General features: G+C 67.6%; 19 protein-coding genes and 1 tRNA gene. 4 read left to right on the top strand and 16 right to left on the bottom strand.

The annotated features are described in order from the left end of the window. Positions 1–135: 135 nt before the first annotated feature. Entirely contained in the window at positions 136–3,585 is a 3,450-nt protein-coding gene (locus JOF46_RS16760; protein WP_209909068.1) for a pyruvate carboxylase, read from the bottom strand. 280 nt (positions 3,586–3,865) lie between these two features. On the opposite strand from JOF46_RS16760, the gene JOF46_RS16765 reads away from it, so the two are divergent. Continuing rightward, positions 3,866–4,684 carry a ParA family protein gene (locus JOF46_RS16765; RefSeq protein WP_071213618.1) on the top strand — a complete coding sequence of 273 codons (819 nt, stop codon included), beginning with the start codon at positions 3,866–3,868 and terminating at the stop codon, positions 4,682–4,684. Positions 4,685–4,913: 229 nt separating this feature from the next. On the opposite strand, the gene JOF46_RS16770 is transcribed toward JOF46_RS16765, so the two are convergent. The 4 genes from JOF46_RS16770 to JOF46_RS16785 form a co-directional block, all read right to left on the bottom strand. Continuing rightward, a complete protein-coding gene (locus JOF46_RS16770) occupies positions 4,914–5,495 on the bottom strand; it encodes a MerR family transcriptional regulator (protein WP_209909071.1) in 582 nt (193 codons plus the stop codon). 189 nt (positions 5,496–5,684) lie between these two features. Beyond that, entirely contained in the window at positions 5,685–6,167 is a 483-nt protein-coding gene (locus JOF46_RS16775) for a bifunctional nuclease family protein (RefSeq protein ID WP_113760853.1), read from the bottom strand. A 49-nt stretch (positions 6,168–6,216) separates the two neighbouring features. Then, positions 6,217–6,939, bottom strand: coding sequence for a transcriptional regulator FtsR (gene ftsR, locus JOF46_RS16780; RefSeq protein ID WP_245348637.1), 723 nt, complete (start codon positions 6,937–6,939; stop codon positions 6,217–6,219). A gap of 40 nt (positions 6,940–6,979) precedes the next feature. Then, positions 6,980–7,444, bottom strand: coding sequence for an FHA domain-containing protein (locus JOF46_RS16785; protein WP_209909073.1), 465 nt, complete (start codon positions 7,442–7,444; stop codon positions 6,980–6,982). Positions 7,445–7,940: 496 nt separating this feature from the next. On the opposite strand from JOF46_RS16785, the gene JOF46_RS16790 reads away from it, so the two are divergent. Beyond that, the gene (locus tag JOF46_RS16790; RefSeq protein WP_209909075.1) at positions 7,941–8,312 is read left to right on the top strand and encodes a hypothetical protein; all 372 of its coding nucleotides are present in this window, start codon (positions 7,941–7,943) and stop codon (positions 8,310–8,312) included. A 651-nt stretch (positions 8,313–8,963) separates the two neighbouring features. Here JOF46_RS16790 and JOF46_RS16795 read toward each other — a convergent pair. The 10 genes from JOF46_RS16795 to JOF46_RS16840 all read right to left on the bottom strand — a co-directional run bounded on the left by JOF46_RS16795 (position 8,964) and on the right by JOF46_RS16840 (position 18,301). Further along, positions 8,964–9,037, bottom strand: a tRNA-Pro gene (locus JOF46_RS16795). 84 nt (positions 9,038–9,121) lie between these two features. Then, positions 9,122–10,657, bottom strand: a complete 1,536-nt coding sequence (gene der / locus JOF46_RS16800; RefSeq protein ID WP_209909077.1) for a ribosome biogenesis GTPase Der — start codon at positions 10,655–10,657, stop codon at positions 9,122–9,124. A 150-nt stretch (positions 10,658–10,807) separates the two neighbouring features. Beyond that, the gene (gene cmk / locus JOF46_RS16805) at positions 10,808–11,470 is read right to left on the bottom strand and encodes a (d)CMP kinase (protein ID WP_209909079.1); all 663 of its coding nucleotides are present in this window, start codon (positions 11,468–11,470) and stop codon (positions 10,808–10,810) included. After that, positions 11,470–12,573, bottom strand: coding sequence for a prephenate dehydrogenase (locus tag JOF46_RS16810; protein WP_209909081.1), 1,104 nt, complete (start codon positions 12,571–12,573; stop codon positions 11,470–11,472). The genes cmk and JOF46_RS16810 overlap by 1 nt, the downstream gene beginning before the upstream one ends. A gap of 4 nt (positions 12,574–12,577) precedes the next feature. Next, positions 12,578–13,651: a pseudouridine synthase gene (locus JOF46_RS16815; protein WP_209909082.1), complete on the bottom strand. Its 1,074-nt coding sequence runs from the start codon at positions 13,649–13,651 to the stop codon at positions 12,578–12,580. Positions 13,652–13,660: 9 nt separating this feature from the next. Continuing rightward, entirely contained in the window at positions 13,661–14,344 is a 684-nt protein-coding gene (gene scpB / locus JOF46_RS16820; RefSeq protein ID WP_245348168.1) for an SMC-Scp complex subunit ScpB, read from the bottom strand. After that, positions 14,341–15,255: a segregation and condensation protein A gene (locus tag JOF46_RS16825; protein ID WP_209909085.1), complete on the bottom strand. Its 915-nt coding sequence runs from the start codon at positions 15,253–15,255 to the stop codon at positions 14,341–14,343. Before JOF46_RS16825 ends, scpB begins: the two co-directional genes overlap by 4 nt. Next, positions 15,255–16,151, bottom strand: coding sequence for a ParA family protein (locus JOF46_RS16830; protein ID WP_071216901.1), 897 nt, complete (start codon positions 16,149–16,151; stop codon positions 15,255–15,257). The genes JOF46_RS16825 and JOF46_RS16830 overlap by 1 nt, the downstream gene beginning before the upstream one ends. A gap of 154 nt (positions 16,152–16,305) precedes the next feature. Next, the gene (locus tag JOF46_RS16835) at positions 16,306–16,806 is read right to left on the bottom strand and encodes a DUF4231 domain-containing protein (RefSeq protein ID WP_209909088.1); all 501 of its coding nucleotides are present in this window, start codon (positions 16,804–16,806) and stop codon (positions 16,306–16,308) included. A gap of 178 nt (positions 16,807–16,984) precedes the next feature. After that, positions 16,985–18,301: a cation:dicarboxylate symporter family transporter gene (locus tag JOF46_RS16840; RefSeq protein WP_245348169.1), complete on the bottom strand. Its 1,317-nt coding sequence runs from the start codon at positions 18,299–18,301 to the stop codon at positions 16,985–16,987. Positions 18,302–18,521: 220 nt separating this feature from the next. Between JOF46_RS16840 and JOF46_RS16845 the strand changes: the two genes are divergently transcribed. Both JOF46_RS16845 and JOF46_RS16850 read left to right on the top strand, forming a co-directional pair. Next, positions 18,522–20,228: a sensor histidine kinase gene (locus tag JOF46_RS16845; RefSeq protein ID WP_209909090.1), complete on the top strand. Its 1,707-nt coding sequence runs from the start codon at positions 18,522–18,524 to the stop codon at positions 20,226–20,228. Positions 20,229–20,293: 65 nt separating this feature from the next. After that, positions 20,294–21,004 (top strand): response regulator, encoded by a 711-nt coding sequence (locus JOF46_RS16850; protein WP_209909093.1) that lies wholly within the window; start codon positions 20,294–20,296, stop codon positions 21,002–21,004. A gap of 12 nt (positions 21,005–21,016) precedes the next feature. Here the strand turns inward: JOF46_RS16850 and JOF46_RS16855 are convergent, their stop codons facing one another. After that, positions 21,017–22,918, bottom strand: a complete 1,902-nt coding sequence (locus JOF46_RS16855; protein WP_209909095.1) for an AMP-binding protein — start codon at positions 22,916–22,918, stop codon at positions 21,017–21,019. Positions 22,919–22,974: the final 56 nt, after the last annotated feature.

Here is a 22,974-nt window from a genome sequence, read left to right on the forward strand (position 1 = left end):
ACTGGCAGTTCGCACCCTAACACGCAAACGGGGATGGACCGCGCCGCGCCCCCGGTGTGGGGGTGCAGCGGGTCCATCCCCGGGCGCATCGGGTGCTCTGGCGCCGGCCCGCCGTTGCGGGCCGGCAACCGGCGGCTAGGCCGTCTCGATGACCAGCAGCAGGTCCCCGCCCTGGACCTGGGAGGTGCCCGAGATCGCCAGGCGGGCCACGGTGCCGGCCACCGTGGAGGTGATTCCGGCTTCCATCTTCATGGCCTCGATGGTGGCGACCGTGCCGCCGACCTCGATCCGGTCGCCCACGGCGACCTGCGGGGTCACCGCACCGGCAAACGGTGCGGCAACGTGGTTCGGGTTGCCCGCATCGGCCTTCTCGGCGACGACCACGGTGGATTCCACCGAGTTGTCGCGCACCAGCAGCTGGCGCGACTGGCCGTTGAGCAGCACCGTGACGGTGCGCATGCCCTTCTCGTCGGGCTCGGAGATCGACTGCAGGATCACCAGCAGGCGCACGCCCTTGCCCAGCGAAACCACGTGTTCGCGGCCCTTGACCAGGCCATAGAGGTAGTCGCGGGTGTGCAGCGTGGAGACATCGCCGTAGTTTTCGACGGTCGCCTCGTAGTCACGGGTCGGGCCGGCGAAGAGCAGGCGGTTGAGCGTGGCGCGGCGGGTGTCCGAATCCTTGTTCAGCGCGGCCGAGTCCTCGGCCGAGAGCTCCTCGAGGTGCGGACGCACGACGCGGCCCTCGAGGGCCTTGGAACGGAACGGCTCGGGCCAGCCGCCCGGCGGGTTGCCCAGCTCGCCGGAGAGGAACTGGATCACGGAGTCCGGGATGTCGAAGGACTTCGGGTCCTTCGCGAACTCGTCCGGGTCAACGCCCATGCCCACCATCGACAGCGCGAGGTCGCCGACCACCTTGGAGGACGGGGTGACCTTCACCAGTCGGCCCAGGATGTGGTTCGCCGCGGTGTACATGTCCTCGATGGCCTCGAAGCGCTCGCCCAGGCCCAGCGCGATGGCCTGCTGGCGCAGGTTCGACAGCTGGCCTCCCGGGATCTCGTGGCGATAGACCCGTCCGGTCGGGGCTGCAAGCCCGGACTCGAACGGCGCGTACATCGAACGCACCGACTCCCAGTACGGTTCCAGGGAGGCCGCGGCCTCCAGGGAGATGCCGGTGTCGCGCTCGGTGTTCTCCAGTGCTGCGATCAGCGCGGAGGAAGAGGGCTGGGAGGTGGTCCCGGCCATCGATGCCGCGGCAACGTCCACCGCGTCGACACCCGCGTTGATGGCCGCCATGAGCGTGGCCATCTGGCCGCCGGCGGTGTCGTGGGTGTGCAGGTGCACCGGCAGGTCGAAGCGTTCGCGCAGCGCGGTGACCAGCTTGGCGGCCGCGGCAGGGCGCAGCAGCCCGGCCATGTCCTTGATGGCAAGGATGTGCGCGCCGGCGTCAACGATTTCCTGGGCCAGGTTCAGGTAGTAGTCGAGGGTGTACAGGTCCTCCTTCGGGTCCAGCAGGTTGCCGGTGTAGCACAGGGCCACCTCGGCCACCGCGGTGCCGGTGGCGCGGACCGCCTTGATGGCCGGGGCCATCTGCGAGACGTCGTTCAGCGCATCGAAGATGCGGAAGATGTCGATGCCGGTGGCGGCTGCTTCCTTCACGAACGCGTCGGTGACCTCGGTCGGGTACGGGGTGTAGCCCACGGTGTTGCGTCCGCGCAGCAGCATCTGCAGCGGGATGTTCGGCAGCTCGGCGCGCAGCAGCGCCAGGCGCTTCCACGGGTCCTCGCCCAGGAAGCGCAGCGCCACGTCGTACGTCGCCCCGCCCCAGACCTCCATGGAGAACAGCTGCGGGAGCACGTGTGCGTAGGCGGGGGCCGCGGCCAGCAGGTCGCGTGTGCGCACGCGGGTGGCGAGCAGCGACTGGTGGGCGTCGCGGAAGGTGGTGTCGGTGACCGCCACCGCGGTCTCCGCGCGCAGTGCCTTGGCGAAGCCTTCCGGGCCGAGTTCCAGCAGGCGCTGGCGCCAGCCGTCGGCCGGGGCCTGGTCCGAGGGACCGTCAAACGGGCTGCGCTCCGGCTCCGAGGCCTTGTCCCCAGGGAAGGAGGGCAGCTTCTTGCGCGGGTCGATGCCTTCGACGCGATCCCCGTTGGGCTGGTTGACGGTGACCTCTGCCAGGAACGACAGCGCCTTGGTGCCGCGGTCCTGGGACTTGCGCCCGGCCAGCAGCTCGGGGTGCTTGTCGATGAAGTCCGTGGCGACCTCCCCGGCCAGGAATGCCGGGTCGTCAAGCACGTTTTGCAGGAACGGGATGTTGGTGGTGACCCCGCGGACGCGGAACTCGGCCAGCGCGCGCCGCAGGCGGGCAGCGGCCGTGGCGAAGTCGCGGCCGCGGCAGGTGAGCTTGACCAGCATCGAGTCGAAGTGCGGGGAGACCTCGGCACCGGTGTAGATGGTGCCGCCGTCCAGGCGCACCCCGGAGCCGCCGGCCGAGCGGTACACCGTGATGGTGCCGACGTCCGGGCGGAACCCGTTGGCCGGGTCCTCGGTGGTGATGCGCGACTGCATGGCGACGCCACGGATCTTCAGCTCGTCCTGGCGGATGCCCAGGTCCTCGAGGGACTCGCCGGCGGCAATGCGCATCTGCGCCTGCACCAGGTCGACATCGGTGATTTCCTCGGTGACCGTGTGCTCGACCTGAATGCGCGGGTTCATCTCGATGAACACGTGCTGTCCGGCGCGCTCGCCCTCGGTGTCCACCAGGAACTCCACGGTGCCGGCGTTCTGGTAGTTCAGTGCCTTGGCGAACTTGACCGCGTCTTTGTAGAGCGCCTGGCGGATTCCCTCGTCCAGGTTCGGCGCCGGGGCGATCTCGATGACCTTCTGGTGGCGGCGCTGCAACGAGCAGTCCCGCTCAAAGAGATGCACGACGTTGCCGTGCTCGTCGGCCAGGATCTGCACCTCGATGTGGCGCGGACGCAGCACGGCCTGCTCGACGAACATCGTGTCATCGCCAAAGGCGCTTGCGGCTTCGCGCATCGCCGCGGAGAGCGACTCGGCCAGTTGGTCGCGGGTGTCCACGCGGCGCATGCCGCGGCCGCCTCCGCCGGCCACCGCCTTGACGAAGACCGGGAAACCAATCTTGTCCGCTTCCGCGGTGAGGTACTCGACGTCGGAGCTGGGCTCCGAGGACTTCAGCACGGGGATGCCCGCCGCGCGGGCAGCCCGCAGGGCTTCGACCTTGTTTCCTGCCAATTCAAGGATCTCGGCCGCCGGGCCAATGAACTTGATGCCCGCTTCCGCCGCTGCACGCGAGAGGTCGGGGTTTTCGGCCAGGAATCCGTAGCCGGGGTAAATGGCGTCCGCGCCGGCTTCCTTGGCGACACGGATGACTTCGGCAACATCCAGGTACGCACGGACCGGATGTCCCTCCTGGCCGATCTGGTACGCCTCGTCTGACTTCTGGCGATGGATCGAGTTGCGATCCTCGTACGGGTAAACGGCGACGGTCTTCGCGCCCAGCTCATAGCCGGCACGGAAGGCGCGAATTGCGATCTCGCCGCGGTTGGCTACCAAGATCTTCTTAAACATGGCGCTCCTGCGAAATGATAATGGGGGTGAAAACACACGCGGTTCTGGGTCCGAACCGGTGCCTCGTAGCGGGTGTCTGCCTAAGTGCGGGCGTCCCAAAATCACACCCTACCGTGATCGGCCACACGTACGGCAAAAGATTGCGCCGGGCACGAAACAGTGGTGTCAATCGGTCGTTTTGCCCCGTGGCGGCAAAGGATGCAGAACCCGATTATGATGTTATGGGAACCAATCGTTACATCGCGAGCAACTAACAGTAGAAAAGGGCGTGGTCCGTTCAGTGCAGGTAGTGAGCATTAGCAGCCTTAAAGGTGGCGTAGGCAAGACCTCCGTTACATTGGGGCTCGCTTCGGCCGCCCTCGCAGCTGGTATCCCCACACTCGTCATCGATCTGGATCCCCATGCCGATGCCAGCACCGGCCTGGGTGTGCGTGCCGACGGCAAGATGACCATCGGGCGGATGCTCAAGGCCTCGCGCAAGGCGAGTTTGTCCGACAACATCGTCTCCAGCTCCTGGCAGGCCAAGGCCGTCTCCAAACGTTCGCTGACCCGGGTTCCGGTGCTCGATGTGGCCGTGGGCGATGCCTACACCGGCATCTACGACCGTCCCGACCTGCGCGCCCGCGACCTGCGCCGATTGACGCAACTGCTGGGCAAGACCTCCGGCTACTCCTTGGTCCTCATCGATTGCCCGCCCTCGCTCAACGGCTTGACCCGGATGGCGTGGAGCGCCAGCGACCGCATCCTGCTCGTTGCGGAGCCTTCGCTGTTCTCCGTCGCGGGAACCGAACGCACGCAGCGTGCCCTGGAAATGTTCCGCAAGGAGTACGCCCCGGACCTCGGGCGCATCGACGTGGTGGCCAACCGCGTGCGCAAGGATTCGGACGAGCACCGCTTCCGGTTGACCGAGATGCGCTCCATGTTCGGCGCCTCCGTGTTGAGCCCCGAACTTCCGGAGTTCTCGGACTGGCAGCAGATCCAGGGAGCTGCGTACTCCGTGCACCAATGGCCGGGACAGCCGGCCCAGAGGACCGCGGGACTCTTTGACGAGTTGCTGCGCAACATCACCGACACCGCAGCAAAGCCCGGGCGCGCATAGCCCAGGCAGGTTGCCGCCTCCGGACCAGCGTCCGAAACACGAAAACCGCTCCATGGGCCACCGGCATTGCCGGGGCGGACATGGGGCGGTTTCTTGTTGGCGGGCCGTCTTGTTCCGGCACGGCCGGCCCAATCGTTAAAAGGATGCAGGCCGGATGCCACCGGTTGGCGCCCAAGGGCGCGCTTCGGTGGCTTCCGGCCTGCGTTCGTGGATTCGCGGGTGCTCGGGCCTAGCTGGCCGAACGCTTTGCGGCCCGACGCTGGGCCAGCTCATCTTCCGGGAAGTCCGAGGCGCGCTCGCTGGGCAGCTGCGACAGAGATCCCTCAACCTCACGCCACACGCGGCCCACGGCGATTCCGAACACTCCCTGGCCGCCCTGCACCAAATCAATGACTTCATCTGCCGAGGTGCACTCGTACACGGAGGCGCCGTCGCTCATCAACGTGATCTGGGCCAGATCCTCGACACCGTGCTCGCGCAGGTGTCCGACAGCGGTCCGGATCTGCTGCAGCGAGACGCCGGTGTCCAGCAGACGCTTGACCACCTTGAGGACCAGGATGTCTCGGAAGCCGTAAAGGCGTTGGGTGCCCGAGCCGCTGGCCCCGCGCACGGCCGGTTCCACCAGACCGGTGCGTGCCCAGTAGTCGAGCTGGCGGTAGGTGATGCCTGCGGCCTTGCAGACGATGGGGCCCCGGTACCCGGCGTCTTCGTCGAGAACCGGCAGGTCCTCGGTGAACAGGAGCCCCTGGGTATTGTGGTGAGACGCGGCATGCCTCAGGGGCGTCGCGTGTTGGTCGTCCGTGGGATTCATTGGAATCTCCTTGCTCAAGCATCCCCGTGAGGGAAGGAGGGCTGCCGGGGCGTCGAGCGACTTCGTTGCGAGTGAAACCGAAAACCGACCGTGGCATTCCTTGGGAAACTTATGCTTCGACGGTACGACTACATTGGGGCTGCGTCAAAGACCTTCAAGCTTTACTTGAGGCGTGTCGCGGACGGTCGTCTATTTATCGAAATCTTCGGGCTCGACCTCGTTGAGGAATTCACGGAATTCCCGCACCTGGTCTTCTTCGCCCTCGGCGACCTCGGAATCGTCGGAAACCATCACGGAGGCCTCGTCAAGAACCCGCTCGTCGCACAGGATCGGGCATTGCGCGCGCAGCGCCAGCGCGATGGCGTCCGAGGACCGTGCGTCGACACGGACGTCGTCGGCAAAGACCAACTCAGCGGTGAACACCGCGTTGAGGACGGAGACGATTTCCACGCGCACCAGGGGCGCGTGCAGCGCCTGCAAGGTGGAAATCATCAGGTCGTGGGTCAGCGGACGCGGTGGGATGATTCCTTGCTGGAACATGGCAATGGCCGAGGCCTCCGGGGCCCCGATCCAGATCGGCAGGTGGCGTTGGGTGTTGGCTTCCTTGAGCAGGACAAGCGGCTGGTTGGAGGGAAGTTCAATGCGAACTCCCACAACTTCAAGTTCATGCATGGTTCGCTCCTTACTCGCGCGGCTGCAAGCTGCAGCCGCCGTGACCGACCTAATGATCCAGTTTGGCAATCGCCCCGTTGACGAGCGCACCGTGCAACGCCATGCACGCATCGCTGATTTCGCGGGCGGTCTCGGCGGCACGGGCACGCGATGCCACATCGCCCCTGCTCATGTGCGGTGCCACGACCCGCTCGACCAGGCCGACCTCGCGGTCGGCGGCCGCGCGGAAGGCGCGCAAGTGGCGTGGTTCGATGCCGTGCGCCGCCAGTGCCGCTGAGGCCGCGGCGATCCTTTGAGCATGCTCATCGAAGCGGTCGTTCTCCGGCACGATCATGCCAAAAGCCAGCAGGTCATCGACCAATTCGGTGCTGGCGCCGCACAGGCCCTGCAATTCGGCCTTGGTCACCGGCCGGGTGCGGGCCACCAGGTCCTGGGTCATCTGTTCGCTGATGCTGCGAGGAGCCAGCGTGTGGCCACCGGGCAGCTGGTCGGGGCGTTCACCCCGGTCAACGGCGTCCAGGTAGTCCTTGATGACCTTCAGCGGCAGGTATTGGTCCCGCTGCAGGCCCAGGATGAAGCGCAGTCGACCCACGTCGTCGGGCAGGTACTTGCGGTACCCCGCCGAGGTGCGTTGCGGAGTCAGCAGTCCCTTTTCCTCGAGGAAACGGATTTTCGACGCAGTCACCTGCGGGAATTCGTCATGAAGCTCCGACAGCACCTCACCGATATTGAGCGCGACGGCGCGTTGGCCGTCGCCGGCCACTACTGCCAGTCGCGGGTTTCGGGCTGCCTGATTCACTACGTTGTCCTGCTTAGTCGCGGGCGTTGGCCGGGTTGTTGGGCAGCGAGTTGTAGAAGGTCAGGCGGAACTTGCCGATCTGCACTTCCGCTCCGTTGGCCAAGCGCACCGAGTCGACCCGGTCGTTGTTGACGTAGGTCCCGTTCAGCGAACCGCTGTCCACGACGCTGAACCCGTCGGCGTCTCGAATGAACTGCGCATGCTTGCGCGAGACCGTGACGTCGTCGAGGAACACTGCCGCGTCCGGGTGGCGACCGGCCTGGGTCACGTCCTGGTCCAGGAGGAAGCGTGCGCCCTGGTTCGGTCCGGAATGTGCGATCAGCAACGCGGAACCATGCGGCAGTGCGGAAACGGCTGCGCGCTCTTCGGGGCTCAGGCCATAGAAAACTACAGGTTCACGCGTCACCGGTGGCAATGCAATTCCCGTAGTTTCGGTTGACGTCTCTTGCTGCTGGTTAGGCACCTGAGCTTCAGCCATTTCCGGTCCTCCCAAAATTCTTTCTCGTAATTCCCTTTGGACGCTGCCCCACCCCAAATCGGGGCAATCGTCCCATCACCAGATTAGCCTACTAGCCGCCAGCGGGTTTTCGAGAATAACGTCGCAGTAAATCTCTGCGGTTGCGCGTTCGGCATGGGAGGATGCACTTATGGCTGATTCCGAGAAGCAAGATCCGTCCCCTACGACGGCCTCGCGCAAAAGCGACCCTAAGCCCCGGTGGGGCCTCCGCATTGGACTCGGTGCCGCAGCGCTGGTGTTGCTGGCAATTGTCTACTTGGTTGTGCGCCTTTTCCTGCCCGTTTGGTGGGCCACCCGAATTGGAAATCAAACGCAGGGCTCGATCACCAGCGGGATCCTCCTTGGCCTCATCTACGGCTTTGTATTCACCTTTGTTCCGTTGCTCATTGCGTGGCAGGCCCGGTACAAGAAAGTGTCGTGGCCTTGGAAGGCCGTGATCGTGTTGGTGGCCGTCCTAGTGGCGATACCCAACCTGCTGACCCTGAGCATCTACGCAAACTCCTCCAGCTCGGCCACCAAGGCCAGGACCATGATCGACACCAGCGCAACGTGGTTCCCGTCGTGGAGCATTGGCGGGGCTATTGCCGGTTTCGTGCTGTTCGTGGGGATTGCCGCGTTCTGGCACCTGTGGCACTCGCGCGGCAAGAAGATGAAGGCCATGAAGTCCGACATCAAGGCGCGGAGCACCGCTCAGGCGACAGCGCCGAACCCCGAGTTGCCGAACACCCCGGAGCGCCCGGCTCCGAGCTCCGAGGCGGGCCAGGGCGACGCACAGCTCCCCTCCCTGTCGCCGGACGAGGGCACCGGCGACTCCAGGCCGTCCAGCTAGCCGCCACGGCCCCAAGCAACACCCCAGGGCGTCCCGCCAAGCCTCTCCCCCGTTGACGACGGAGAGCCGCATGTGGCGGGGCGCCTTATTGCTGCCCTCATGGAGTCGCATCCACCGACTGATGGGACCACCTGACGGCGATGTCCAGCTCGAACTTGCCGCAAATGCCGCCAGCCATTTGATGAGCTCGCCACCGCCTGCCAAAAACCGCAGCCGGCCCGTATGCACGGCAGGTCGCGGATACGGCGCAGCGAGCCGGCACGCAATTCCGTCCCTCCACTGCTCGCACCCGCCGGGACGTCACTGGGGCTGTGGCGGGGAGCCCGGCGAGCCGGAGCCCGGCCCAACCGCGCGGCGGGTTCTGACGGCATTCCACGCGGCGCTGGTCGGCGAGGTGTGCCTCGTGGAGGGCGGACAATGCACGCGAGTTGGTTCGCGGGCCCGTTTCGTACTGCGCCAGCTTCCCCAAGAGCGGAACCGGGAAAATGCTGGCGGCTTAGTTCGTCGAAATCCGTGGGCAATCCGTGGGCAATGAGTCCACGTAGAGAATTAGAAACCCGCAGAAGTACGCGGAGGCGGCAAATCGCCCCGGACATGGAAAAACCCCGGCAGTTCAACGCTACTTCGTTGATCTGCCGGGGCTGTAACCGGTCGGGCTAGCGGGATTCGAACCCACGGCCTCCTGACCCCCAGTCAGGCGCGCTACCAAGCTGCGCCATAGCCCGGTTGCTTTCGCAGCCGTTCTCCCTCATTTTCATGAAGGTGCCGTCTGCGAAAAGCTCCGTGATTACCCTACCCTATTTTTTCGACTACTTCGAACGCTGGCGCTTTTCGCGCACCCGCATCGCCACTTCAATGGGCGTGCCCTCGAAGCCGAATGTCTCGCGAAGCCTGCGGGTAATGAACCTGCGGTACCCGGGATCCAAGAAACCTGTGGTGAACAGCACAAAACGTGGTGGTCGCGAGGACACCTGGGTGCCGAAGAGAATGCGTGGCTGCTTGCCTCCGCGCAGGGGGTGCGGGTGGGCCCCCACGAGCTCGCCCAGGAAGGTGTTGAGCTTGCCGGTGGAGATGCGCTTGTCCCAGGATTCCAGGGCCGTGTGCAGGGCGGGAACGAGCTTGTCCTTGTGCCAGCCGGTCTTCGCCGAGATGTTCACCCGGGGTGCCCACTCCACGTGCGCCAGGTCGGTTTCGATCTCGCGCTCCAGGTAGCGGCGGCGGTCGTCGTCCATCAGGTCCCACTTGTTGAAGGCAAGCACCAGGGCACGGCCCGAATCGATGGTCATCTGCAGGATGCGCACATCCTGCTCGGAGAGGACCTCGTCCACGGCAACGAGCACGACGGCGACCTCGGCCTTTTCCAGTGCGGCCTGGGTACGCAGCGAGGCGTAGTAGTCCGAGCCCTGGGCCATGTGCTGGCGGCGGCGGATGCCGGCGGTGTCCACAAAGCGGAAGACCTCGCCGCCGAGCTCCACGAGCTCGTCGACCGGGTCGCGGGTGGTGCCGGCGAGGGTGTCGACGACCACGCGCTCGGAGCCGGCCATCTTGTTCAGCAGCGAGGACTTGCCCACGTTCGGGCGTCCGATCAGCGCGATGCGGCGCGGGCCGCCGCGCGGGATGATGCCGCCGAAGGCGGAGAACTCGGGAAGCTTGGCCACCACGGCGTCCAGCAGGTCGGCCGCGCCGCGGCCGTGCAGGGCCGAAACCGGCCAGGGTTGGCCGAAGCCCAGGCCCCAAAGGAATGAGGCCTCGGATTCCTGGTTGAAGTCGTCGACCTTGTTGGCCACCAGCAGCACCGGCTTCTTCTTCCGGCGCAGCATCTTCACCACGGCCTCGTCGGTGGCGGTTGCGCCGACGCGCGAGTCCACGACAAAGAGGATGACGTCGGCCAGGTCCGCTGCGACCTCGGCCTGCTCGGCGACGCGGGCGTGGATGCCCTTGGCGTCGTGCTCCCAGCCGCCGGTGTCAACGATGGTGAACTTCTTGCCCAGCCACTCGGCCTGGTAGGACACGCGGTCGCGGGTCACGCCCGGGACGTCCTCCACGACGGCCTCGCGGCGGCCCAGGATGCGGTTGACCAGCGTGGACTTGCCCACGTTGGGGCGCCCGATGATGGCCACCACCGGCGGGATGACCTCGTCGGCGTCGTCGTCGAAGTCATCGCCGAGGTGCGCCAGCAGTTCGGCGTCCTCCGGGTCCAGCTCGTAGTCGTCGAGGCCGGCCAGCAGCGCGGTGGCGCGTGCGTCGGCATCCTCGTCGCTGATCTCGGCCAGGCGGTCGGCGATGTGGTCCTCGTTGAACGGGACGTACTCGGCGCCCTCGTCCGGAAGCAGGCTCTCACTCATGGTGTGGTTCCTTTGCGTTGCGTGCCTCCACCAAACGCGGAAGCCGGTATCAATTCAAGCATGTCTCCCGCCCGCGCATTTCGGTGCCTGGGCACCGCTGCCGCGGGCGGGGATGGTGTGATCCGTTGGTGCTGGATCGAAGTGGTGGAGCTAGGCGGCCTGGGCCTTGATGGCTTCGAGGACGGTTTCAACCGTTTGCTCGAAGTCCAGGTCCGAGGAATCCACGGTCACCACGCCGTCGGCGGCGACCTGGAAGTTGACCACGGTCGAGTCCTTGGCGTCGCGGGCGAGCACCTGGGCCTCGAGCTCGGCGGCGGACTGGGTGCCGCCCAGCTGCAGTCCGCGGCGGCGCAGGCGCGCCTCCTCGGAGGCGGTGAGCAGGATGCGGGCATCCGCGTCGGGTGCCACCACGGTGGTGATGTCCCGGCCCTCGGCCACGATGCGCCCGTGTGCCGCGATGATGGCGCGCTGGCGCGCCACCAGCTCCGCGCGTGCCTCAAGGTTCGTCGCGACGGCCGAGACGGCCTCGGAGACGAACGGCTCGCGGATCGCCTCGGTCACGTCGGTGCCGTGGATCGTCACCTTCTCCACGTCGGGATCGGTGGAGATGAACAGGTCGGCGGCCTTCACCGCCGCGGCGACCGCGTCGGCATCGGCCAGGTCGGTGCCGGCATCCAGCGCATGCCAGGTCACGGCGCGGTACATCGCACCGGTGTCCAGGTAGGCGGCACCCAGGCGGCGGGCGGCCTCCTTGGAGACCGAGGACTTGCCGCTTCCGGAGGGGCCGTCGATGGCCACCGTGATTTTCTGCATTACTGCGCAACCTTCCAGCCAAGTGCACTGAGCACTGTGATCAATTCTTCGCGACGTCCCGGGATGACCGAGACATCGACCAGGCCGACCTGGTGGCCGGCGGAGTGTTCGACCCGGAGGTCCTCGACGTTGATGCCGGCATCCCCGATGTCGGCCAGCAGCTTGGCGACCTGCCCGGGCTTGTCCTTCACCACGATGGTGACCAGCGCGAAGGCCTGCGGCGGTGCGCCGTGTTTGCCCGGGATCCGCGCCTGCCCGGCGTTGCCCTCCCCCATCAGCTGGGCGAGGTCCAGCAGCGCGCCGGAGGCCGTCGGGTCCGAGAGGGTGGCCACAAGGCGGTCCAGGTCCTCGCGCATGCCGCGCAGGATCGGGACCAGCGCCCCGGCGTTGTGGCTGAGGATCTGGATCCACAGCTTCGGGTCCGAGGCGGCGATCCGGGTGGTGTCGCGCAGCCCGTTGCCGGCCAGTGCCAGCGAGTGCCCCGGCGCGTTCAGCAGCCGCGAGGCGATCAGCGAGGACGCGACCTGCGGGAAGTGCGAGATCAGCGCGACCGAGGAGTCGTGGTCCTGCGCGTTCATGCGCGAGACCGTGGCTCCCAGGTCGATGGCCAGCGCCTCGGCGGTCTTCACCGAGTCGCCGCGCGACCCCGCGTGCGCGCAGATGACCCACGGCATCGAGGTGAACAGCTCACCGCGGGCCGAGGCCGGGCCTGAGCGTTCGCGCCCGGCCATCGGGTGGGTGCCCACGTAGCGGGCCAGGTGCTCGTCGGTGATGCGTGCATCGGCACGCACCGCCTCGAGGATCGAGCCCTTGACGGAGGCGATGTCCACCACGGTGGACATCGGGTACTCCAGCAACGCCTGGGTGACCACGGCGGCTGTGACATCCGGCGGCGCGGCAACCACCACGAGCTCGGGGGCCAGCGGGCGCCCCGGGACGTGGATGGTGCCGGCGCCGATGTCCTGTGCGACGGTTTGCGCGCTGGGCGAGGGGTCGATGAGCCAGACGTTCAGTCCGCGCTGGCTCAGCCCCAGCCCGACGCTGGTGCCCAGCAGCCCGGTGCCGATGACCAGGATCGGTCCGGCAAGGTGCGTGGTGGGCATGTGGCTACATCCCCACCATTGCCAGCAGGTGCCCGACTTCCTGGTTGCCCAGCGGGCGGATGGTGCCCTGCTTCTGGTCGCCCAGGCGGATCGGCCCGACCTGCACGCGGACCAGGCGGGTGACCGGGTGGCCGACCTCGTCGAAGAGCCGGCGGACGATGCGGTTGCGCCCGGAGTGCAGGATGACCTCCACGAGCACGTGCCCGGGGGTGGAGTCGATCAGCCGGAAGGAGTCGACCGAGGCCCACCCGTCCTCGAGCTTGATGCCCTTCTTCATCTGCGCGCCAATGCCCGAGGGCAGCGTTCCGCGGACCTGCACCAGGTAGGTCTTGGGGACCTCGTAGGACGGGTGGGCCAGGCGGTTGGCGGCCTCGCCGTCGTTGGTCAGCAGCAGCAGGCCCTCGGTCTGGTAGTCCAGCCGGCCCACGTGGAAGAGCCGTGACTGGCCCTGCTTGCGCAGGAAGTCGGCGATGCACTTGCGGCCCTCGGGGTCCTCCATGGTGGAGACCACGTTGCGCGGCTTGTTGAAGACGAAGTACTTCATGTCGGCGTTCAGCTGCAGGCGCATGCCGTCCACGTGCACGGCATCGCGCTCGGGGTCGATGCGGATGCCGGGTTCGGTGATGAGCACGCCGTTGACCTCGACGCGGCCGTTGGCGATCATTTCCTCGCAGACGCGGCGCGAGGCCACACCCGCGTTGGCCATGGCCTTCTGCAGGCGCACGCCCTCGAGGTCCGAGTTCGCGGCGACGGCCTGTGCCCGCTGGGTCGGCCTGGTGCGCACGGCGTCGACCGGGCCCAGGTTCTTCCCGAAGCGTTCCTTGCCGAAGGCCTGGGGTCCGCCGTACTTCTTCTTGCCCGGGGCCCCGGTCTTCTTGGACTGCTTGGGTCCGCCGTGGGCCTTGGACCAGGAACCGGCCGAGGACTCGGTGCCGCGCTCCGAGCCGGATCGCGGGGTGGAGGAGCGTGGGTTTTGGTCGGAACGGCCAGCACCGGTTGCTCCGCGGCCGCGGCCGTTGCCGGAGCCGGAGCCTTGTGGGCGCTGGTTGCCGCGGCTTGGGCGGGATCCCTGGGTCATGATCTGTCCTTATGTTGTTTCGTGGTTCGCCGATTGCCAGGGCGAATCAACGTCGTAGTCGTCGATGTCACCCACTCCGGGAAGATGCGGGGAGATCCTGGGCAGCTCGGAGATACTGCCCAGTCCCAATCTTTCCAGAAAGTACGAGGTGGTCTGATACAACGTGGCACCACTTTCACCGTCGTCGGGTGCTTCGTGGATCAGCCCGCGCGTGAGTAAGGTGCGCACCACCGAATCGACGTTGACCCCGCGAATCGCCGCGATCCTGCCGCGGGAGACCGGTTGCCGGTAGGCGATCACTGCCAAAGTTTCCAGCGCTGCCTGGGTAAGTCTTGCCGTTTGGCCGTCGATGACGAAGCGTGAAACGAAGGGAGCAAATTCACGTCGGGAGAAGATGCGCCAGCCGCCGGCCAATTCACGCAGCTCAAAACCGCGTGGTGTATCCCCACCATCATACTGTGCCCGCAGCTTTTCAAGGGCCGCTGTGACGCGTTCCTCACCGACCTCGAACACGCCGGCGAGGTGGCCGGCGGAGATCGGTTCGTCGATGACCATCAGCACCGCCTCGAGGCCCGCTTCCAGTCCCCCGGGCAGCGAATCAACGGCGCCTTGGCCCTCGGGGACCTCCCGCGGCGGGGCCGGGGCCTGTGCCGCGGGGTGTGCCGCGGCCGGGGCGGTGACGGGTTCGTTCATGGATTTTCCCCCTGTGCGGGTGGTGCCAACGTGGCGGATGTCTCGGATTCGATGCCGGGCCCGGGCCCGTATTCCTCGTGCAGCGCGGCCGGATCCCAGTCGGCGTCGGCCGCCAGCCAGCGCACGGCCAGCTCCTGGAGCGGGGCGTCCTGCGAAAAGGCGATGACCCGCTCGCGGTACATCTCCAGCAGGGCGAGGAACCGGGCGACGACCACCAGGTGGCTGGCGGCGTCGGCAACCAGCTCGCCGAAGACCAGCGTCCCGCGTTCCTTGAGCATCGAGGCCAAGATGGCGGCCTGCTCGCGCACCGAGACGTTTCCGCCGTGCAAGTGCGCGATGCCGACCTCGGTGGGCTCGGGGGCCTTGGGCGCCAGGGCCGCGACGGCCAGCTGGGCCAGCTCCCCCGGGGTGGTCTTGAAGAGCAGCTCCGGCAGCAGTGCGGCGAAGTGCGCCTCGAGCCCCGCCTGGCGCGGGAAGCTGGAGGCCTCGTCGAGCAGTTTTTCGGAGATCCAGCCGGCGGCGTGCTTGAACGCCTTGTACTGCAGCAGCCGGGCAAAGAGCAGGTCGCGGGCCTCGAGCAGCGCCATGTCCTCGTCGGACTCGGCATCGGTGTTCGGCAGCAGGCGGGCGGCCTTCAGGTCCAGCAGCGTGGAGGCGATGACCAGGAACTCGGTGGTCTCATCGAGCGCCTTGGCACCTCCGCGGGCCTGGAGGGCCTTGAGGTAGGCGATGAACTCGTCGGTGACCTCGGCCATGGCGATCTGGGTGATGTCCAGCTCCCGCTTGGCGATCAGCGAGAGCAACAGGTCGAAGGGCCCGGTGAAATTTTCCAGCGAAACCCGAAAGCCACCGGCCGGTTCCTTCTCGGGGACCGGCGCGGTGGCCAGGGGGTCGGCGGCGGGTGCCGTCATTACGGGGCGCCGCCACGGGCGATCAGTTCCTTGGCCAGCTGGCGGTAGGCCTCGGCGCCGGGGTGGTTGGTCGCGTAGGACGTGATCGGTTCGGCGGCCACGTTGGCGTCGGCGAACTTGATGGTCCGGCGGATCACGGTCTCGAAGACGGTGTCCCCGAACGCCTCCACCAGCCGGCCCACGACCTCGCGGCCGTGCAGCGTGCGCGGGTCGTACATCGTGGCCAGCACCCCGTCGATGGACAGTGCCGGGTTCAACCGGTCCTGGACCTTCTCGATGGTTTCCACCAGCAGGGCCACCGCGCGCAGCGCGAAGAACTCCGCGGTCAACGGGATGATCACGCCGTGGGCGGCGGTCAGCGCGTTGACGGTGAGCAGTCCCAGGGACGGCTGGCAGTCGATGAGCACGATGTCGTAGTCGTCGGTGACCGAGCGCAGCGCGCGCTCGAGGACCTGTTCGCGGGCGACCTCGTTGACCAGCTGGACCTCGGCGGCAGAAAGGTCGATGTTGGCCGGCAGCAAATCGACGTTTTCCACGTCGGTGGTGATGATGGCGTCACGGATGGTGGTCTTGCGGTCCATCAGCACGTTGTAGACGGTGACGTCCAGCTCGTGCGGGTTTGTCCCGAAGCCGGCGGACAGTGCGCCCTGCGGGTCGAAGTCGACCAGCAGCACCTTGCGGCCGTATTCGGCCAGCGCCGCGGCCAGGTTGATGGTGGAGGTCGTCTTGCCGACCCCGCCCTTCTGGTTGACCATGGCGATCACGCGGGCCGGGCCGTGGGATTCCAGGGGCAAGGGCTCGGGGAAAATCGTCATCGGGCGACCCGTGGGTCCCAAGGGGGTTGGCTCCTTGAGCAAACCCGCGCCTCGCGACTTGCTGCCCTGTTCCTCGCTCACGGTATGAACCACGCTTCCGTTCGTTGTGCGATTTGGTTGACTGTTTGTTTCAAGGGTATAGGTTTCGCACCGGGCTTTGCCCCACCGGGGTCACGGCGAGCCTTTACCTTGAAGTTGAAGTCCAATGTTGGTCGCGGGGTGTTTCCTCGGCGCTTCAGCGCTGGCCGTTCTCCGCGGTCCTGGCCGTGGACTGCGCCCAGGCGGTGTGCTCGGCACCCAGCACCTCGTCGATGAACCGCGCCAGCCTCGCCCGCCGCTTCCCGGGGTCGGCATAGCCCCCGGCGCCGGCCGCATAAAAGAATCCCTCGTGGCGCATCCGTTCGTTGGTGCCGCGGTAATTCAGCCACTTGGCATGGACCTGCCCGATCTGCGCCAGCCCTTCGACGAGCACTATCAGCGCACCGAGCCCCGCGGTCAGCGGGGCCGGGGCGGCCAGTGCCGCCAGCGCCGTGACGGCCGCCGCGCAGCCCAGGGTGAGGATCCGCAGGCCCTGATGGGCACGGCGGGCACGCGTTGCCGCGGACTCGTACCAGCGGAACCGGGCACAGAATTCGCGCCACAACAAGTCCTCGGCGTCGCGGGCCTCCTGCGGGGAGGGCAACTCGGGGCCAAGGCTTTCCCAGGCGGGCCGTCGGGGCCCCTTCGCTCGTGCCATGGCATCCTCCCACTCGGTTCCGCTGCCGCGTCAAGACCACTATGCACCCGCCATCCGGCACCGTCCATGGGCGCGAAGAAGCGGGAAGCGCATGTGCGCCCAACGGGCGAACGCCAGGGGCCCCGGCCTGCGGGTCCCTGGCGTTCGTGCGGAGGTTCGTGCGGAAGTTCCGAGCCGCTTAGTGCTCGTTGGCGGTCAGCGAGAGCTCGTCGAAGGGACGGTCCCCGGCGAGCACGGCGCGGGCCTGCTCCATGTCGATTTCCTTGGTCCACTTGCCGATCAGCAGCGTGGCCACGGCGTTGCCGGTGAAGTTGGTCAGCGCGCGGGCCTCGGACATGAACTTGTCGATGCCCACGATCACGCCCATGCCGTCAAGCAGTTCCGGGCGGTGCGACTGCAGGCCGGCGGCCAGCGTTGCAAGGCCTGCGCCGGTGACCCCGGCGGCGCCCTTGGAAGCGATGATCATGAAGACCAGCAGGGAGATCTGCTCGCCGAGGTTCATCGGCATGCCCATGGCGGTGGAGACGAACAGCGCGCTCATGGTCAGGTAGATGGCGGTGCCGTCAAGGTTGAAGGAGTAGCCGGTGGGAACCGTGATGCCCACGACCGGCTTGGAGACGCCCACGTGTTCCATCTTGGCGATCAAACGCGGCAGGGCCGATTCGGAAGACGAGGTGGAGAAGATCAGCAGGTACTCGCGGGCCAGGTACTTCAGCAGCGAGAAGATGTTCAGCCCGGTCACGGCGCGCAGCAGCGAGCCGAGGATGACCACGATGAACAGGGCGCAGGTGGCGTAGAAGGCGCCCATGAGGATGGCCATGGAGCCGATGGCGGCCCAGCCGGTGGCGCCGACGACCGCGGCGATGGCACCGAAGGCGCCGATCGGGGCGATCCACATGATCATCATCATCAGGCGGAAGACCACGGCCTGGATGTGGCGGATGGCGCCGAGGACCGGTTCGCCGCTCTTGCCCATGGACTGCAGGGCGAAGCCGACGAACAGTGCCAGCACCAGGGTGGGCAGCACCGGGATGTCGCCCGGGATCATTTCAAGCAGGAAGTTCACCGTGGCGTTTCCGCCGCCGGCACCTGCGCTCTCGTAGCGCTCCAGCTTCAGCCCGGCCCCGGGGTGGATCAGGTTGCCGACGAACAGGCCGATGGCCAGGGCGAAGGTGGACATGGTGATGAAGTAGAGCAGCGCAAGGCCGCCGACCTTGCCGACCGTTGCGGCCTTGGCGATCGAGCCGATGCCCAAGACTATGGTGCAGAAGATGACCGGCGCGATGATCATCTTGATCAGTGCGACGAACCCGGTGCCAAGCGGCTTCAGTGCCTTGCCGAGGTCCGGGGCCAGCAGTCCGATCGCGGCACCGGCAACCACGGCAATGATCACCATGATGTACAGCCAGTGGGTGCGGTCCTTCTTGACGGGTGCTTCCTGGTTCTCGATCGGGTCCCGGTCCAGGACTCCTGTCGATGTTGGCGTCGTTGCCATGGGGGTGGCTCCTTCTGAATGAATGTCTGCTGCGGGGAGGCGGTGCGTGAGGGGGGCGGTGGCGCTTGGTGTGCCCGGGCTTCTTCATCCATGGTGGGGTCGAACGTGATCGATATCTCTCTTGTGTTCATAATGGTCATGGCGCGCTTGCCCGCGTGCCACCCTTGAAGGCAGCGCCCGTGCACCCGGCACAGGGCACCTCGGACGGAAGGGGGCATCGATGCCACCGCCCTCAGTCGGCAGTTCCGCCCCCGCGCCCAGGGAACGCAGCGCGAACCCGGCGCGTTCCTCCTACTCGCTGGCCACCCGAATCTTCGTCGCGCAGCTGGCCCTGGTGGCCCTGGTGGTGTTGGTGGTCAGCACCGCCAGCTACCTCAACGCCCGGACCCAGGCCCACGAATTCGCCGCCAAGCGCGTGCTCTCCGTCGCCGAGACCCTGTCCCACGACCCCTTCGTCATCAACGCGGTGCAGCGCCCGGACCCCTCCGGGACGCTGGTGCCCTTTGCCGACAACATCGTGTCCCACGCGGCGGTGGACTTCGTGACCATCATGGACACCGACCGCACCCGCTACACCCACCCCACCGCCAGCGAGATCGGCCGCAAGTACGTCGGCAGCGTCGAGCAGGCGCTGGCCGGGCACAGCCAGGTCGAGGACTACCGCGGCACCCTGGGTCCCTCGGTGCGTGCCATCGCCCCGATCCGGGATGCGGGCGGAAACGTCACCGCGATGGTGGCGGTGGGCGTCACGCTGCAGTCCCTGGGCGCCACCCAGGCCGCACTGGTTCCGGCGACCCTGGCCGTGGGCCTGCTGGCGGTGGGCCTGGGCGCGGTGTTCACCTATGCGCTGTCTAGGTACCTGCGCCGCGCCACCCTGGGCTACGGACCCGAGGAGCTGCGCCGGCTCTACGCCTACTACTTCTCCGCCCTGCATTCGGTGCGCGAGGGCCTGGTGCTTGTCGATGCGAAGGGCCGCCTGGTGCTTTACAACGACCAGGCCGCGGGACTGCTGGGCCTGCCGCCCGCCGGTTCGCTGCGCCCGCTGCCGGTGGACCAGGTCGGGCTGCCGGAGACCGTGGCCGAGCTCTTTGCCTCGGGCCGGCGCGCCACCGACGAGATCCACCTGACCAACAACCGGGTGCTGGTGATCTCCCAGCAGAACGCCGAGCAGCCCGATTCCGCTCCCGCCGCCCGCGTGCCCTGGCCGTTGCGCCGCCGTCAGGTGGAAGGCAAGCTGGGCACCGTGGCGACGCTGCGCGACCACACCGAGGTCCAGGCGCTGACCGGGCAGCTGGAATCGATGCGCACGCTCACCGAGGCGTTGCGTGCCCAGACCCACGAGCACGCCAACCGGCTGCACACCGTGGCGACGCTGATCGAGCTGGGCCGCGAGCGCGAGGCCCTGGAGTTCGCGGTGGCCGACCGGCAGGAATCCCAGCGGCTGACCGACGAGTTCGTGCTGGCGGTCGACGAGCCGTACCTGACCTCGTTGCTGGTGGGCAAGGCCGCCCAGGCCCACGAGCGCGGCATCACCCTGACCATGACCGCCTCCGGGCAGCTGCCCACCGGTACCCTGGATGCCCGGGACCTGGTCACCATCACCGGGAACCTGCTGGACAACGCGTTCGACGCGGCGGCCGGCTCCGAGCTGCGCCGGGTGTGGGCGGACTTCGCCGCGGACGCGGAATCCGTGGTGATCTCGATCGCCGATTCGGGCCCCGGCGTGGACCCCGACCTGCTCGACGAGTTCTTCCGGCTGGGGGTCTCCTCCAAGCCGGTGGTCCCCGGCTCCGGTTCGCGCGGGCTGGGCCTGGCACTGGTGCGCCAGGCGGTCGCGCGTCTGGGCGGGTCCCTGGAAGTGGATAATGATGCCGGGGCGATCTTCACCGTGACCCTGCCGATGTCCCCGGGCCGCAGCGGGCCCTGACCCCACCCTCCGGCACCCCGCCACAGTTTTGAAGCCCCTACCCAGACACGAGGAACCACCGGTCCATGGATACGCACAGAAACCTCCGCGTCCTGGTCGTGGACGACGAACCCACCACCGCCGCCGCGCACGCGAAGTTCGTGGCCCGCGTGCCGGGCTTCAGCGTGCATTCGATCGCGCACAGCGGCAACGAGGTCTTCGCGGCCCTGGATGCGGCGCAGGCAGCGGGCACCCCGATCGACCTGGTGCTGCTGGACATGAACCTGCCGGACCTGCACGGCCTGGACGTGGCCCGGCGGGTGCGCGGGCGCGGGAACACCGTGGACATCATCGCCATCACCGCGATCCGGGACCTGAACGTGGTGCGCACCGCGATCTCCGCCGGGGTGACCCAGTACCTGATCAAGCCCTTCGGTTTCGCGGCGTTTGCCGAGAAGCTGGAGAACTACCGGCAGTTCCGCTTCAACCTGGGCAACGCCGGGCAGGCCGCCTCCCAGTCCTCGATCGACAACGCATTTGCCGCGCTGCGCTCGGTGGGCCCGGCTCCCCTGCCCAAGGGGTTGATCACCGAGACCCTCGGCTCGATCTCGGAGGCGCTGCGCTCGGCGAGCGCCGCGCTCTCGGCCACCGAGGTCTCCGAGCTGCTGGACCTTTCCCGGGTCACCGCCAGGCGCTACCTGGAGCACCTGGCCGACACCGGGGACGCGGCCAAGGCCCCGCGCCACGGGACCCGCGGCCGGCCCGAGTACGAGTACCGCTGGGTCGCCAAGGGCTGACCGGCCACCCGGTCACCGGGCGGGGCGCAGGAACGGGAGCAGGTCCTCGATGACGCCCGGGTCCTCGATGGTGGAGGGCACCGTGTACGGCTTGCCGTCGGCGATCTGCCGCATGGTCTTGCGCAGGATCTTTCCCGAGCGGGTCTTGGGCAGCGCCGCGACGATGCGCACCTCGCGGAAGTCCGCAACCGGGCCGATGTGCGCGCGCACCATGGACACCAGCTCGCCGCGCAGCTGCTCCTCGGTGATCCGGGTGCCGCTCTTGAGCACCACGTAGCCGCTGGGGCGCTGGCCCTTGAGCTCGTCCGCGACGCCGATCACCGCGCACTCGGCAACCGCCGGGTGGGAACCGAGCACCTGTTCCATGGCGCCGGTGGACAGCCGGTGCCCCGAGACGTTGATGACGTCGTCGGTCCGTCCCATGACAAACAGGTAGCCGTCCGCATCCAGGTAGCCGGAGTCCCCTGTGGCGTAGTGGCCGGGGAACTGTTCCAGGTAGGTGGCGATGTAGCGGGCGTCGTTGCCCCAGAGCGTGGCCAGGGTGCCCGGGGGCAGCGGCAGCCTGATGGCGATGTTCCCCTCCTGGTTTGGGCCCAGCTCGGCGCCGAACCCGTCGAGGATCCGCACGTCGTAGCCGGGCACCGGGACCGTGGGAGAGCCGGCCTTGGGTTCGAGGGTTTCCAGGCCCACGCAGTTCGAGGCGATGGGCCACCCGGTCTCGGTCTGCCACCAGTTGTCGATCACCGGCACCCCGAGCTTCTCCCGCGCCCAGGCGTAGGTGTCAGGGTCCAGGCGTTCACCGGCCACGAAGAAGTTGCGCAGGGAAGAGATGTCGTGCCCGGCCAGCAGCGCCGCCTCCGGGTCGGCCTTGCGGATGGCCCGCAGCGCGGTGGGGGCGGTGAAGAAGGTGTCGACCTGATGGTCCTCGATGAGCCGCCAGAAGGCCCCGGCGTCGGGGGTGCCCACGGGCTTGCCCTCGTAGAGCACCGTGGTGGCCCCGGCGATCAGCGGCCCGTAGACGATGTAGGAGTGGCCCACGACCCAGCCCACGTCCGAGGCCGTGAGCATGGTGGAACCGGGCCCCACGCCGTAGATGTTGCGCATCGACCAATCCATGGCCACCGCGTAGCCGCCCGAGTCCCGCACCACGCCCTTGGGCGATCCGGTGGTGCCGGAGGTGTACAGGATGTACAGCGGGTGGGTCGAGGGCACCGGGACCGCCTCCGCGGGTTCGGCCGTGGAGGTGAGATAGTCCCAGTGGTGCCAGGCGGTGCCGGCCCCGGTGAATTCGGCCGGAGAGTGCTCGAAGCCGTCACGGTGGGCGACGATGACGGTGCGGATCTTGTGCGCGGCCATGGCGATGGCTTCGGCAACCGCCGGCAGGTATTCGATGCGGCGGGCGGGCTCGATGCCGCCGGTGGCGGTGATGATGACGTCCGGGGTCGCGTCGTCGATGCGGGCGGCGAGTTCCTTGGGCGCGAAGCCGCCGAAGACCACCGAGTGGATGGCCCCGAGCCGGGCGCAGGCGAGCATCGCGATGTGGGCCTGCGGGATCATCGGCAGGTAGATCAGCACCCGGTCCCCGGTTCCTATCCCCTGGTCGCGCAGCGCGCCGGCGAAGCGTGCTACCCGCTCCAGCAGTTCGGCATAGCTGTAGCGTTCCTGGATGCCCAGGAGTGCGGAGTCGTAGATTAGTGCGGTGGCATCCCCGCGGCCGGCGGCCACGTGGCGGTCCAATGCGTTGTGGCAGACGTTGAGCATCCCGTCGGGGAACCAGGCGTTGATCGGGGCGCGGCTGGCATCGAGTCCGGTGGCCGGCTCCCGTTCCCAGTCGATCGAGGTGGCGGCCCGGAGCCAGAAGGCCGCCGGGTCGCTGGTGGATTCGGCAAAGGTCTGCGCGTAGGAAAGTGCCATGCGAACCGTCCATCCGTTCGGGTCTGGGGGGGTGTTCGGGTGGAGTCGAGCCTACG

The sequence above is a fragment of the Paeniglutamicibacter psychrophenolicus genome, assembly GCF_017876575.1.
GTDB lineage: Bacteria > Actinomycetota > Actinomycetes > Actinomycetales > Micrococcaceae > Paeniglutamicibacter > Paeniglutamicibacter psychrophenolicus.